We start from the raw sequence: 13,553 nt of genomic DNA, 5'->3' as shown, positions 1-13,553 counted from the left end.
GTGGTGTTGGCTGTCTGCTCGTACCCCCCGGCGCCGGGGGGCCGGGGGACCCGGCGGCCGGGCGCCCCTCTGGTGTCGTGCCGGGGACGACTACAGCTTCTCGATCACATAGTCGACGCACTTCGTCAGCGCCTCGACGTCCGCCGGGTCGATCGCCGGGAACATCGCGACGCGCAGCTGGTTGCGGCCGAGCTTGCGGTACGGCTCGGTGTCGACGACGCCGCCCGCGCGCAGCACCTTGGCGACGGCCGCGGCGTCGATCTCGTCGGAGAAGTCGATCGTGCCGATGACCTGCGAACGCTGGGCCGGGTCGGAGACGAACGGCGTGGCGTACTTGGACTCGTCGGCCCAGGTGTACAGGCGGGTCGAAGAGTCCTTGGTGCGGGCGGTGGTGAAGTCCAGGCCGCCCTGGCCGTTCATCCAGTCCAGCTGCTCGCCCAGCAGGAAGAGCGTCGCGAGGGCCGGGGTGTTGTACGTCTGGTTCTTGCGGGAGTTGTCGATCGCCGTGGGGAGGGAGAAGAACTCCGGGACGTGGCGGCCGCTCGCGTGGATCCGCTCGGCGCGCTCGATCGCCGCCGGGGAGAAGAGGCCGATCCACAGGCCGCCGTCGGAGGCGAAGGACTTCTGCGGGGCGAAGTAGTAGACGTCGGTCTCCGACACGTCCACCGGCAGGCCGCCGGCGCCGGACGTCGCGTCGACCAGGACGAGGGCGCCCTCGTCGGCGCCGGCGACGCGCTTGATGGGCATGGCCACGCCGGTCGAGGTCTCGTTGTGCGTGAGGCCGTACACGTCCACGCCGGCCTCGGCCCGCGCCTCCGGGTGCGTGCCCGGGTCGGAGGAGACGACGGTCGGCTCGGCCAGCCACGGGGCGAGCTTCGCGGCCTTGGCGAACTTGGAGGAGAACTCGCCGAAGCTCAGGTGCTGCGACTTGTTCTCGATCAGGCCGTGCGTCGCGACGTCCCAGAACGCGGTGGAGCCGCCGTTGCCGAGGATCACCTCGTAGCCGTCGGGGAGCCGGAACAGCTCGCGGATGCCCTCACGGACCTTGCCGACCAGGTTCTTGACGGGCGCCTGGCGGTGGGAGGTGCCGAGCAGGGACGTACCGGTGGCGGCCAGGGCGTCCAGCGCCTCCACCCGCACCTTGGAGGGGCCCGCGCCGAAACGACCGTCCGCGGGCTTGATGTCAGCAGGAATCTGGATCTCAGCCACGAGCCGGAGGCTACCGCCTCGGCCAAACCGGGCGAAGCCATGTCCGTCCGATGAGACGAGATCTCCGCCGTACGGACATGTATGGACCCACGAAAGCCCATGCTGGAGGCATGACCGATCTGGAGGCAGCACTGCGCAGCGCCGTCGGCGGCGACGTCGGGTTCGACGTCACCTCCCGGGCGCTGACCACCATGGACGCGTCCAACTACCGGAGGGTCCCGCTCGGGGTCGTGGCACCCAGAGACGCCGACGACGTGGCGGCAGTGCTGGAGGTGTGCCGGGAGCGCGGGGTGCCCGTCGTGGCGCGGGGAGGCGGTACGTCGATCGCGGGGCAGGCCACGGGCACGGGGGTGGTGCTGGACTTCACCCGGCACATGAACCGGCTGGTCGACCTCGACCCCGGGACCCGTACGGCCGTCGTCCAGCCGGGGCTGGTCCTCGACCGCCTCCAGCGGTCCGCCGCCCCGCACGGGCTGCGCTTCGGACCCGACCCCTCCACTCACAGCCGCTGCACCCTCGGCGGCATGATCGGCAACAACTCCTGCGGCTCCCACTCGGTGGCCTGGGGCACGACGGCGGACAGCGTGCATGAGGTGACGGTCCGTACCGCGCGGGGCCGGGAGCTGCGGCTCGGGCAGGGGTGGGCCGGGGCGCCGGACGGGCTGCGTGAGCTGGTGGACGGCGACCTGGCCCGGCTGCGGACCGGCTTCCCCGACCTTCCGCGCCGTATCTCCGGCTACGCGCTCGACGCGCTGCTGCCGGAGAACGGTGCCGACGTGGCCCGCTCCTTCTGCGGCTCCGAGGGCACGCTCGGCGTGCTCACCGAGGCGGTCGTACGGCTGGTCGAGGCACCGCGCGCGCGGGCGCTGGCGGTGCTGGGTTACGCCGACGAGGCAGGGGCGGCCGAGGCGGCGGCCGGGCTGCTGCCGCTCGGCCCGCTGACGGTGGAGGGCATGGCGGCGGACCTGGTGCCGTCCACGGAAGGGCTGCCGAGGGGCGGCGCCTGGCTGTTCGTGGAGACCGGCGGCGACACACAGGCGGAGGCCCGCGCGCGGGCGGAGGCGGTCGTACGGGCGGCGGACGTCGTGGACGCCGTCGTGGTCACCGACCCGGCCGGGCAGCGGACGCTGTGGCGTGTCCGGGAGGACGCGAGCGGTACGGCGACGCGGATGCCGGACGGGGCGGAGGCGTGGCCGGGGTGGGAGGACTGCGCGGTGCCGCCGGCCCGGCTGGGCGCCTACCTGCGCGACTTCCGGGCGCTGCTGACCGCCCACGGCCTGCGCGGCACCCCGTACGGGCACTTCGGCGACGGTTGCATCCACGTACGCATCGACTTCGACCTGCTCACGGACGCCGGGGTGGGCCGCTTCCGCCGCTTCTCGGAGGAGCTGGCGGACGTGGTCGTGGCGCACGGGGGATCGCTCTCCGGGGAGCACGGGGACGGGCAGGCGCGGGCCGAGTTGCTGCCGAGGATGTACGGCGCGGAGACGGTCGCCCTCTTCGAGCGCGCGAAGGCCGTCTGGGACCCGGACGACCTCCTCAACCCCGGCATGCTGGTCCGCCCGGCCCCGCTCGACGCGAACCTCCGCTTCGCCGTCCTGCCACGCGAACCGGTGGACGTGGAGTTCGGCTACCCGTCCGACGGCGGCGACTTCTCGGCGGCGGTACGCCGCTGCGTGGGCGTCGCCAAGTGCCGTACGACGTCGGCGGCGGGGTCGTCCGTGATGTGCCCGTCCTTCCGGGCGACGGGCGAGGAGGAGCACTCCACGCGCGGGCGCGCCCGCCTGCTGCACGAGATGCTCGCCGGCGAGCTGGTGACGGACGGCTGGCGGTCGACGGAGGTCCGGGACGCCCTGGACCTGTGCCTGTCCTGCAAGGGCTGCCGCTCCGACTGCCCGGTCGAGGTCGACATGGCCACGTACAAGGCGGAGTTCCTGCACCACCACTACGAGGGGCGCCGCCGCCCCGCCGCCCACTACGCGATGGGGTGGCTGCCGGTCTGGCTGCGCTGGGCGGCGCGGACGCGGGCGGCTCCGGTCGTCAACGTGCTCGCTTCCGTCAGGCCGTTGGCGGCGGTGGCGAAACGGCTCGGCGGCGTCGCGGGGGAGCGGGAGGTGCCGCGGCTGGCGGGGGAGACGTTCACCCGGTGGTGGCGGCGGTCGGGACGTACAGGCCCGGCGGGTGGCGGCGACCTGGTGGTCCTGTGGCCCGACACCTTCACCGAACACCTCTCGCCCTCCGTCGGCCGGGCGGCCGTACGGGTCCTGGAGGCGGCGGGGTTGCGGGTCGCGCTGCCCCCGACCCTGCGGGGCCGGGCCCCGGTCGGCGACGGCACGTCGAGGTCGCCCCTGGCCCTGCTGACGGCCCGCCATGGCCGGGTCTGCTGCGGCCTGACGTACGTCTCGACCGGCCAGCTCGACCGCGCCCGCGCGGTGATGCGGCGCACGCTCGACCTGATGGCCCCGGTGCTGGAGACGTCCGCGCCGGTCGTCGTCCTGGAACCGAGCTGTGCGGCCGCGCTGCGCACGGACCTGCCCGAGCTGCTGCACGACGACCCGCGCGCGGCCCGGCTCGCCGCCCGCGTCCTGACCTTCGCGGAGGCCCTGGAGCGCCACGCCCCCGACTGGACCCCGCCCGCCGTGGACCGTCCGGTCACGGGGCAGACCCACTGCCACCAGCACGCGGTCCTGGGCGACGCGGCCGACCGACGCCTGCGCGAGGCAGCGGGCCTGACCGGCGAGTTGACCGGCGGCTGCTGCGGTCTCGCCGGGAACTTCGGTTTCGAGGACGGCCACTACGAGGTGTCGGCGGCCTGCGCGGAGGACCAACTGCTGCCGGCGGTGCGGCAGGCGCCGGAGGGGGCGGTGGTCCTGGCCGACGGCTTCTCCTGCCGGACGCAGCTGGAGCAGCTGGCGGGGGTGCGGGGGCGGCATCTGGCGGAGGTGCTGGCGGAGGGGTTGCCGGAGGGGTTGGGCGTTTCCGGCACCGGCGGGGTCTCTAGGTCAGGATCTGGCCTAGAGGTCTCCTAGCGTGGTCCCGACCGACGGAGCAGGACGACGCAAGTACAGCCCCGGAACGACCCTGGAACAGCCCCGGAAGGCGGAGACAGGACCATGACCTTCGACGAGTCGAGCACAGACCCGGCCACCCGCGACGACCTGACCGACGCCCCGGCCGTCACCGGTGAGCGGGCCGACCTGCTGGAGGCGCTCGCCAAGCAGCGGCACTTCCTGCGGTTCACCACCCGGGATCTCACCGACGAGCAGGCGGGGCTGCGGACCACCGCCGGCGAACTGTGTCTGGGCGGCCTGATCAAGCACGTGACGTCGGCCGAGCGGAACTGGGCGGAGTTCATCCGCAGGGGGCCGTCCGCGATGCCGGACTTCACGGCGATGACCGAGGCCGACTTCGCCCGGCGGGCCGACGAGTTCCGGATGCTGCCCGGCGAGACGCTGGCGGGCGTGCTGGCCGAGTACGCCGAGGTGGCCTCGCGCACCGACGACCTGGTCGCCGCGCTGCCCGACCTGGACGCCGCGTGGCCGTTGCCGAAGGCCCCGTGGTCCGAGGCCGACGCCGAGTGGTCGGCCCGCCGGGTACTGCTGCACATCGTCGCCGAGACCGCCCAGCACGCCGGTCACGCCGACATCCTGCGCGAGTCCCTGGACGGGGCCAAGAGCATGGGCTAGCCGGTTCCTGGCTCGGGAGGGGCGCTGAAACGGGAGACGGCGGACGGTTGCGCCTCCCAGGAGGGAGGAGAACCGTCCGCCGCCACGTGGCACGTGGTCGGTGCGGGCCGGGGGCGCGCACCGACCCGGGGGTCAGCCATGCCTGGCCGGCAGCAGACCGACCTCCTTGAGCCGCTTGTTGGAGCAGCGGGCGGCCCAGGCGACCACCAGGAGGGCCGCGCCGAGCAGCGGGAAGCCCATGAGGATCTTGGCGGCGCCCAGCTCGTTGACCTGGTCGGTGGCGTAGAAGTACTGCTGGACGGCGAACCGGGCGCCGAAGACGGCGGTCAGCGTCAGGGTGGCGATGTCGTAGTACAGCCGCGAGCGCCGGTCCGCGCGCCAGATCTGGCCCTTTCCGGTGGCGGCGTTCCACAGCACGCCGGCCAGCGGCCACCGCACCAGGACGGAGGCGAGGAGGAGTACGGCGCCGGCCAGGCTCGCCCAGATGCCGATGAGGAAGTAGTCCTTGGCGGACCCGGTGAACCAGACGAGGCCGGCGGCGACCGCGACACCGAACACACCGCCGATCGCGGGCTGGACCGACTCCTTGCGTGCCAGCCGCCACACGCCGATCGCCACCGCGAAGCCGAGGGCGGCGGCGATCGAACCGGTGATGCCGGTGAAGTTGTGGGCGACGACGAACGCCAGGGCGGGCAGCGCCGAGTAGACGATCCCCTCGGTGCCCCCCGCCTGTTCGAGGACCGTGGGCCGCTGCCGGGGCGCCGCCTGCTCCGTCTGCTGCTCGTCGGACTCTGTCTCCGGGAAGCTCGTGCTCTTCATGGCGGTCGGTTCTCCCGAGTTCATGTGGGGGACGGGATGCGGTGTCGCAGTGTCACTAAATGACATACTGGCACTTGATGCTGAATTTGGCCAGTCCTTTTGATGAGGGGTCGATGGGGATGCGGGTGACGTGGCGGTCGCCTTCCAGTTGGTCCCTTCCGGTGGAAGCGCGATCCGCTCGACTCCCTTCTGCTCCCAACTGCGGCTCGTAATCCGGGGGTTGACTTTCGGGGTCCGGGTTCGTTGCGTGGGGCCGGCGGCCGTGTTTGGCTCGCCCGATGAATCTTCTGCTGACGGCGAGCGGCCTGCGCAACGAGACGCTCCGCGACGCGCTGCGGGACATGCTGGGCAAGCCGTTCGGCTCGGCGAACGTCGTGTACGTGCCCACGGCGTCGGTCGCCGAGCCCGGGGACCACGGATGGGTCCTCGCGGACATGCACCGGCTGCACGGGCTCGGCTGGCGGGAGTTCGACATCCTGGAACTGAACGGCCTGCCCCGGCAGACGGTGCTCGACCGGCTGCTGAACGCCGACGTCGTCCACGTCGGGGGCGGCAACCACTACCACCTCGCGCGCAGCATCACCCGCAACGGTCTGGCCGAGGGCTTCCTGGAGGCGCTGCAGAGCCGGGTCTACGTGGGGCTCAGCGCCGGGTCGATGATCTTCAGCCGCCATCTCACCGCGCACTCCGCCGACGTCATCGGGGACACCGCGGACCTCCACGCGCTCGGCGCGACGACCGTGGAGTCGCCGTTCGGCCTCTTCGACTGGTACCTCAAGCCCCACCTGTACTCGCCGGACTTCCCCGAGCGGGACGACGCCTGGGCCGACCGCATCGTCGCGCGGGCGGACTTCCCGGTCTACTTCCTCGACGACGAGACGGCCGTCCGCGTCCGGGACGGCGAGACGGACGTGGTCTCCGAGGGCCGGTGGCGCTTCCACCCGTGACTGTGCGGGCCTCGCGTCCACGTGCTGACCGAGTGGGCGAGGGGGATCGACGGCGCGGTGCTCGACGTGCTCGATGCGCTCGATGCGCTCGACGTCGGTCCCGAGCCGGTCGCGCACGGCGGCTGAGGCCCGGGCGGGGCGCCGGCGTGCTCACGCCTCCAGGGTCAGGGCCGGGGCCATCGAGGAGCACGAGCGGCGCAGGAGGGCGGGGAGTTCGCCCCGGGCGCACTCCGGCAGCCACTCGTCCAGGGCGCAGCGCCAGGCGGCGACGAAGAACTCGATGAGCAGCCGCAGTTCGAGGCGGTCCGGTACGCCCAGCCGGCGGACGAGCTCCTCCTGGACCTCGGCGCAGTGCCGCAGGGCGTGGCCGTCGAGCGCGGGCGAGTCGGCGATCAGCCGGAGCGTGGGCGGGAAGCGCCGGTACCAGTCCTCGTCCATGCGGTCCAGGGTGGTCAGCATGGCGCCCAGGAGGACGTCGGCCAGCGGTCCGGACTTCTCGGCGGCGCCCAGGACGTCCAGGTACGTCCCCCAGAGCTGTTTGACGGCCGTGAGCGCCACGTCCTCCTTCGAGCGGAAGTTGCGGAAGAAGGTGCGCCGGGAGACCTCCACCTGTTCGAGGAGCGCGTCCAGCGGGGTGCCGTCGAATCCGCGTTCGCCGAAGAGCGCGACGGCGGTGTCGGCCAGGGCCTGGCGCGTGCGCAGCTTCTTGCGCTCGCGCAGGGTGGTCGGCTGCCCGGGCGAGGGAGCGGAGGGGGCGGAGGAGGAGGGCATCATCTGCACCTTAGCGGGTGTGCCTTGTACGTGCATATGCTCTACTGGAGCTAACGCCACACTGTGGCACTTTTGCTCAGGCGTCCGCTGAAGCCTGCTGAAGGCACTCCGAAGGGAATCCCCGTGCGCGCACTCGTCGTCGACCACGCCTCGCCCGGACATCTGACGCTGGCGGAGGACGTCCCCGACCCGCGGCCCGCCGCCCACGAGACGCTCGTCCGGGTCGAGGCGTTCTCGCTGAACTCCGGCGAGGTCCACGGGGCGACCCGGCCCGAGACGCCGGACGGCGCCCTGCTCGGCTGGGACGCGGCCGGTGTCGTCGTCCGGGCGGCCGCCGACGGCTCCGGCCCGGCGGAGGGGGAGCGGGTCGTCACCGTCGGGTACGACGGCTGGGCCGAGCTGCGGGCCGTGCCCGCTGCCCGGCTCGGGACCGCCCCCAAGGACGCCGACCCCGGCGCGCTCGGCACCATTCCGGTGGCCGCACTGAGCGCCCTGCACGTGCTGCGCCGGATGGGGCTGGTGCTGGGCCGCCGCGTCATGGTCACCGGCGCCTCCGGCGGTGTCGGCCGGTACGCCGTCCAGCTGGCCGCCCGCGCGGGGGCGCACGTCGTCGCCATCAGCCGGGACCCCGGGCGCGCCGGCGAACTGCGGGCCCTGGGCGCCCACGAGGTCCACCCGGAGCCCGCCGCGGTACGACAGCCCGTGTGGGCCGTGCTCGACAACGTGGGCGGGCCGCACCTCGCCGACGCCTTCACCGCCCTGGAGGCGGGCGGCACCCTGGTCAGCGTGGGCCGCTCCTCCCGCGCCGACGCCGTGCTCCCGCCGGACGCCCTGCTGGGCAACGACGGGCGGCACGACCGGTCGATCCGTACCTTCTTCCTCTTCGGCGACCCCGGCACCGACTTCTCGGCCGACCTGACCTGGCTGGCGCGCGAGGTCACCGAGGGGCGGCTCGACCCGGGCATCAGCTGGCGCGGCCCCTGGAACCGGCACGCGGAGGCGGTGGAGGCGCTGCTCGGCGGACGGCTGCACGGCAAAGCGGTGCTCGATCTCCAGTAGCCGGCCGGGTGTGCGGCCTCAGGGGGACGTCTCGCCCCGTACCAGCGGGCCGCACACCGGCTGGGCGTCCTCGGGGAGGTCGCCGGGGCGGCACCAGCGGGCGTCCAGGATCTCGGCCGGGTCGAGGCGCAGCTCGCCGCCCAGCAGTCGGGCCTCGTAGGCCACTTCGAGCCGGGTGCGCAGTCCGCTGTTGAGCATGACCAGGCGGCCGACCTCCACGTCGAGGTCCGTCTCCTCCTTGACCTCCCGGACCACGGTCTGCCGGAAGTCCTCGCCCTTGTGCGCGAAGCCGCTCGGCAGGCCCCACTGGCGGCCCGGCGGCCACATCCGGTGCTTCAGCAGCAGGACCCGTCCCTCGTCGTCGCGCACGACGCCGGTCACACCGACCACGTACTTGGTGTGCAACAGCCACATCAGTCGGCTCTGTACGGGGCGCAGCAGGCGCCAGAGGCGGGTCAGGAGTCGTCTCACACGGCGGACGGTACCGGGTCGGGCCGGGGTCCGGGCCGGGTGGCCCCGTCCGCCTCCGGCGTCCCCGCGGTGTCCTCGCCGGTATGCCCGCCGACGCGCGTTGACAGGCGTGTGCCCCGACCCCGACAGTTGCGTAAGAGAGTTACGTGCCTGACAGGGTCCCTTATCGTGGACCGTGCGGTGCACCACGATGAACGACCACCGCCCTCGCCCCCGCCCTCACTTCCACCGCACACCGTCCCGGAGCCCCTGTGAACAGCCCCAGCGCCGACGCCGGCACCGTCGGCACCCCGTCCCCGGCCGTCGCCGCACCCGTGACCGCCCCGGACGCCCTACAGGGCGGTGGCCGGTGGGGTTCCCTCGGGCCGGTCGGGCTGGTGCTCGCGGGCGGGCTGTCCGTGCAGTTCGGCGCCGCGCTCGCGGTGACCCTGATGCCGCGGGCCGGGGCGCTCGGCGTGGTGACGCTGCGGCTGGCGGTGGCCGCCGTCGTCATGCTGCTGGTCTGCCGGCCCCGGCTGCGCGGCCACTCCCGGTCCGACTGGGGCACGGTCGTCGTCTTCGGCGCCGCCATGGCCGGCATGAACGGCCTCTTCTACCAGGCCGTCGACCGCATCCCGCTCGGCCCCGCCGTCACCCTGGAGGTGATCGGCCCGCTCGCCCTGTCCGTGCTCGCCTCCCGCCGCGCCGTCAACCTGGTCTGGGCCGGGCTCGCCCTGGCCGGCGTCTTCCTGCTGGGCGGCGGCGGCTTCGACGGCCTCGACCCGGCCGGTGCCGCCTTCGCGCTGGCGGCGGGCGCCATGTGGGCGGCGTACATCGTCTTCAGTGCCCGCACCGGACGCCGCTTCCCGCAGGCCGACGGGCTGGCCCTCGCGATGGCGGTCGGGGCGGTGCTCTTCCTGCCGCTCGGCATCGTGGAGTCGGGGGCGAAGCTGATCGACCCGGTGACGCTCGCGCTGGGCGCCGGGGTAGCCCTGCTCTCCTCCGTGCTGCCCTACACCCTCGAACTCCTCGCCCTGCGCCGGCTGCCCGCCCCCACCTTCGCCGTCCTCATGAGCCTGGAGCCCGCGATCGCCGCCGGCGCCGGTTTCCTCATCCTCGACCAGGCCCTGTCCGCCACCCAGGCGGCCGCCATCGCCCTGGTCGTCGCGGCGAGCATGGGGGCGGTACGGACGCAGGTGGGGCGGCGGAAGCGGCGGGCGTCGGCGGTTTCCTGACCGGGCCGTGAAGGGGTGCGAGTGGGGCTAGAGTCGGGCGAGGGACCCTACACACCTGATACCCCTCGGCAGGCCTGCTCGTCCGCCCGGGGCACGAAGGGAGCGGCAGTATGAGTCTCCAGCACCCCGAGGCCGCGGGTGACCGACCGTTGATCCCGCGCCCGGAGCGCACCCCGGGCGCCCTGCGGGCCGCCTGTGCGGTCGTCGCCCCCGAGTCCCTGCCGGCCTACGACCTGGCGAAGGACGAGGCGCTCGCCGAGGCGGTGGAGAGCGGCTCTCTCGCGCCGGTCCACGCCTACCTGCGGCACTGGGCCGCGCTGATCGAGATCGAGCGGCACCCGGTGACGGCGAAGGCGTACCACCGCGCGGAGTACCTCGCCCGGATCGCCGCCACGCCCAAGGAGGCCCGCCCGCACCTCGTCGAGGCCGGCTCCCTGTACCGCTCCGCCGCGAAGGCGGTGCTCGCCGAGTGAGCCGGGGCCGGCAGGTCCCCTCAGCGTCCGGGAGGCCCCGCCCGACGTCCTCGGGGCCCGGTCCCGTACCCGTCGTCATCAGGGGGCCGGCGCTTCTGCAAAAAGCCAGCATGCGTGCTTGATTGTTTCCTGGCCCCCTGCCATGCTCCTCACCACACCGCGCCGCACGCCGCCGTGCCCGAGGGGAGCGATCGTGTCCGATCCGACGCCCGTGATCGACGACCTGCGTGACGAGAGCGAGGAACTCGACGCGCTCGTCGCCGGGTTGGCGCCCGGGCAGTGGCGGCTCGCCACCCCCGCACCCCGCTGGACGGTCGCCCACCAGATCGCGCACCTGCACTGGACCGACCGCGCCGCCCTGACCGCCGCCACCGACGAGGACGCTTTCAAGGGCCTGGTCGAGCACGCGCTCGCCGCGCCCGACCGATACGTCGACGAGGGCGCCGAGGAGGGGGCACGGAAGGCTCCCGGCGAGCTGCTGACGGCCTGGCGCGAGGGCCGGGCCGCGCTCGACGCGGCGCTGCGCGCGGCGGCACCCGGCAGCCGCTTCCCCTGGTACGGGCCGCCCATGGCCGTCGCCTCCATGGCCACCGCCCGCCTCATGGAGACCTGGGCCCACGGCCTCGACATCGCGGACGCCCTCGGCGTCGTACGCCCGCCCACCGACCGCCTGCGCCACGTCGCCCGCATCGGCGTCCGCGCCCGGGACTTCGCCTACGCCGTCCACGGACTCACCCCGCCCGCCGAGCCGTTCCGCGTCGAACTCGGCGGGCCGGGAGGTGAGTTGTGGGCGTACGGTCCCGAGGGCGCCGCGCAGCGCGTCACCGGCCCGGCGCTGGACTTCTGCCTCCTCGCCACCCAGCGCGCCCACCGCGCCGACCTCGCCCTCACCGCCGAGGGCCCCGACGCCGACCGCTGGCTGGACATCGCGCAGGCCTTCGCCGGGCCACCGGGACCCGGACGCCCGAAGCGGGGGGAGGCCCGGTGAGCGTGCTCCGTGTCGGCAACGCCTCCGGGTTCTACGGCGACCGTTTCGACGCCATGCGCGAGATGCTCACCGACGGCCCCCTGGACGTCCTCACCGGCGACTACCTCGCCGAGCTGACCATGCTCATCCTGGGCCGGGACAGGATGAAGAACCCCGGTGCCGGGTACGCCCGCACCTTCCTGCGGCAACTGGAGGAGTGCCTCGGACTCGCCCACGAACGGGGCGTGCGGATCGTCACCAACGCCGGGGGACTCAACCCCGCCGGGCTCGCCGACGCCGTACGGGCGCTGGCCGGGCGCCTCGGCATCCCCGTCCGCGTCGCGCACGTCGAGGGCGACGACCGCATCGCCGGCCACCCCGGAGCGCTGGCCGCGCACGCCTACCTCGGCGGCTTCGGCATCGCCGCGTGCCTGCGGGCCGGCGCCGACGTCGTCGTCACCGGGCGCGTCACCGACGCCGCCCTCGTCACCGGGCCCGCCGCCGCGCACTTCGGCTGGGGGCCGACGGAGTACGACCGGCTCGCGGGCGCCGTCGTCGCCGGGCACGTGCTGGAGTGCGGGGCGCAGGCCACCGGCGGCAACTACGCCTTCTTCGGCGAGGGCGGCGCCACGCGGCCCGGCTTCCCCCTCGCCGAACTGCACGAGGACGGCAGCAGCGTCATCACCAAGCACCCCGGCACCGGCGGCCTCGTCGACGTCGGCACGGTGAGCGCCCAGCTGCTGTACGAGACGGCCGGGGCCCGGTACGCGGGACCGGACACCACGGCCCGCCTGGACACCGTACGGCTCACCCGGGAAGGGCCGGACCGGGTGCGGATCGACGGCGTCCGGGGCGAGGCCCCGCCCCCGGACCTCAAGGTCGGCGTCAACCGCCTCGGAGGCTTCCGCAACGAGATCGTGTTCGTCCTCACCGGACTGGAGATCCCGTCCAAGGCGGCGCTGGTCCGGCAGCAGATGCGTGCCCACTTCGCCGCGTCCGGCGCCCGCCCCGCCGAGGTCGCCTGGGACCTCGCCCGCACCGACCGGCCCGACGCCGCCACCGAGGAGACGGCCAGCGCCCTGCTGCGGCTCGTCGTGCGCGACCCCGACCAGGAGAAGGTCGGCCGGGCCCTGAGCGGAGCCGCCGTCGAACTGGCGCTGGCCAGCTATCCCGGCTTCCACGTACTGGCCCCTCCGGGCAAGGGCACCCCCTACGGCGTGTTCGAGGCCGCCCGCGTCGCGCAGGACGCCGTCGACCACGTGGCCGTCCTCCACGACGGCCGGCGGGTGCCGGTGCCGGCCGCCCGGGACACCGCCGTACCGCACCCCGTACCGGAACCGCCCCTGCCCGAGCCCCTTCCGCCCGGTCCCGTCCGGCGCGCCCCCCTCGGTCTCGTCGCGGGTGCCCGCAGCGGCGACAAGGGCGGCGACGCCAACGTCGGGGTGTGGGTCCGGACCGACGACGCCTGGCGCTGGCTCGCGCACGAGCTGACCACCGAACGGTTCCGCGAGCTGATCCCCGAGGCCCGCGAGCTGCGCGTGGTCCGGCACCAGCTTCCCAACCTGCGCGCCCTCAACTTCGTCGTGGAGGGCATCCTCGGCGAGGGCGTCGCCGCGCAGGCCCGCTTCGACCCGCAGGCCAAGGCGCTCGGCGAGTGGCTGCGCGCCCGGCACCTGGACATTCCGGAGGCGCTGCTGTGACCGCCGTCCCGCCGCACACGGCGGCCGCCCTGCGGCCGACCGCCGCGCCCCGTGCCCCGAAGCCGCCGTGGCCGTCCGCCGCGTCCCACGCCCTGCGGCCGTCCGCCTCGTCCCGTGCCCCGAAGCCGCCGTGGCCGTCCGCCGTGTCCCGCGCCCCGAAGCCGCCGCGTACGGTCGGGTCGTTGGCAGTGATCAGGCACTCGACGCCCTCGACGACTCCGATGCCGGTGACGAGGG

12 protein-coding genes are annotated in these 13,553 nt (G+C 74.1%); 8 read left to right on the top strand and 4 right to left on the bottom strand.

Going from position 1 to position 13,553, the window contains the following annotated elements; translation table 11 throughout:
• Window positions 1-90 precede the first annotated feature (90 nt).
• A complete protein-coding gene (gene serC, locus HZS56_RS35220) occupies window positions 91-1,209 on the bottom strand; it encodes a phosphoserine transaminase (RefSeq protein WP_216724876.1) in 1,119 nt (372 codons plus the stop codon).
• A gap of 110 nt (window positions 1,210-1,319) precedes the next feature.
• Here serC and HZS56_RS35215 point away from each other — a divergent pair, with 110 nt between their 5' ends.
• On the top strand, window positions 1,320-4,238 hold the full coding sequence (locus HZS56_RS35215) for an FAD-binding and (Fe-S)-binding domain-containing protein (RefSeq protein WP_216724875.1): 2,919 nt from the start codon (window positions 1,320-1,322) through the stop codon (window positions 4,236-4,238).
• Between the two features lie 84 nt (window positions 4,239-4,322).
• Window positions 4,323-4,895 carry a DinB family protein gene (locus HZS56_RS35210; RefSeq protein ID WP_216724874.1) on the top strand — a complete coding sequence of 191 codons (573 nt, stop codon included), beginning with the start codon at window positions 4,323-4,325 and terminating at the stop codon, window positions 4,893-4,895.
• 132 nt (window positions 4,896-5,027) lie between these two features.
• Here the strand turns inward: HZS56_RS35210 and HZS56_RS35205 are convergent, their stop codons facing one another.
• A complete protein-coding gene (locus tag HZS56_RS35205; RefSeq protein WP_216724873.1) occupies window positions 5,028-5,714 on the bottom strand; it encodes a DUF3159 domain-containing protein in 687 nt (228 codons plus the stop codon).
• Between the two features lie 278 nt (window positions 5,715-5,992).
• Here HZS56_RS35205 and HZS56_RS35200 point away from each other — a divergent pair, with 278 nt between their 5' ends.
• Window positions 5,993-6,661 carry a Type 1 glutamine amidotransferase-like domain-containing protein gene (locus HZS56_RS35200; RefSeq protein WP_216724872.1) on the top strand — a complete coding sequence of 223 codons (669 nt, stop codon included), beginning with the start codon at window positions 5,993-5,995 and terminating at the stop codon, window positions 6,659-6,661.
• Window positions 6,662-6,811: 150 nt separating this feature from the next.
• Here HZS56_RS35200 and HZS56_RS35195 read toward each other — a convergent pair whose 3' ends face one another.
• Window positions 6,812-7,432 (bottom strand): TetR/AcrR family transcriptional regulator, encoded by a 621-nt coding sequence (locus HZS56_RS35195; RefSeq protein ID WP_253915409.1) that lies wholly within the window; start codon window positions 7,430-7,432, stop codon window positions 6,812-6,814.
• A 123-nt stretch (window positions 7,433-7,555) separates the two neighbouring features.
• Between HZS56_RS35195 and HZS56_RS35190 the strand changes: the two genes are divergently transcribed.
• On the top strand, window positions 7,556-8,491 hold the full coding sequence (locus HZS56_RS35190) for a zinc-binding dehydrogenase (protein ID WP_216724871.1): 936 nt from the start codon (window positions 7,556-7,558) through the stop codon (window positions 8,489-8,491).
• Window positions 8,492-8,509: 18 nt separating this feature from the next.
• Here HZS56_RS35190 and HZS56_RS35185 read toward each other — a convergent pair whose 3' ends face one another.
• Window positions 8,510-8,962 (bottom strand): NUDIX hydrolase, encoded by a 453-nt coding sequence (locus tag HZS56_RS35185; RefSeq protein WP_216724870.1) that lies wholly within the window; start codon window positions 8,960-8,962, stop codon window positions 8,510-8,512.
• Window positions 8,963-9,213: 251 nt separating this feature from the next.
• Between HZS56_RS35185 and HZS56_RS35180 the strand changes: the two genes are divergently transcribed.
• From HZS56_RS35180 to HZS56_RS35165, 4 genes are all read left to right on the top strand, one after another.
• Entirely contained in the window at window positions 9,214-10,176 is a 963-nt protein-coding gene (locus HZS56_RS35180) for an EamA family transporter (RefSeq protein WP_216724869.1), read from the top strand.
• A 110-nt stretch (window positions 10,177-10,286) separates the two neighbouring features.
• Window positions 10,287-10,649, top strand: coding sequence for a DUF6247 family protein (locus HZS56_RS35175; protein WP_216724868.1), 363 nt, complete (start codon window positions 10,287-10,289; stop codon window positions 10,647-10,649).
• A gap of 193 nt (window positions 10,650-10,842) precedes the next feature.
• A complete protein-coding gene (locus HZS56_RS35170; protein ID WP_216724867.1) occupies window positions 10,843-11,637 on the top strand; it encodes a TIGR03084 family metal-binding protein in 795 nt (264 codons plus the stop codon).
• Window positions 11,634-13,316: an acyclic terpene utilization AtuA family protein gene (locus tag HZS56_RS35165; RefSeq protein ID WP_216724866.1), complete on the top strand. Its 1,683-nt coding sequence runs from the start codon at window positions 11,634-11,636 to the stop codon at window positions 13,314-13,316. Before HZS56_RS35170 ends, HZS56_RS35165 begins: the two co-directional genes overlap by 4 nt.
• Window positions 13,317-13,553: the final 237 nt, after the last annotated feature.

It is taken from the genome of Streptomyces mayonensis (genome assembly GCF_018982965.1).
GTDB lineage: Bacteria > Actinomycetota > Actinomycetes > Streptomycetales > Streptomycetaceae > Streptomyces > Streptomyces mayonensis.
Note: the sequence above shows the minus strand (reverse complement) of the source record. Positions and strands in the feature narration are given on the sequence as shown.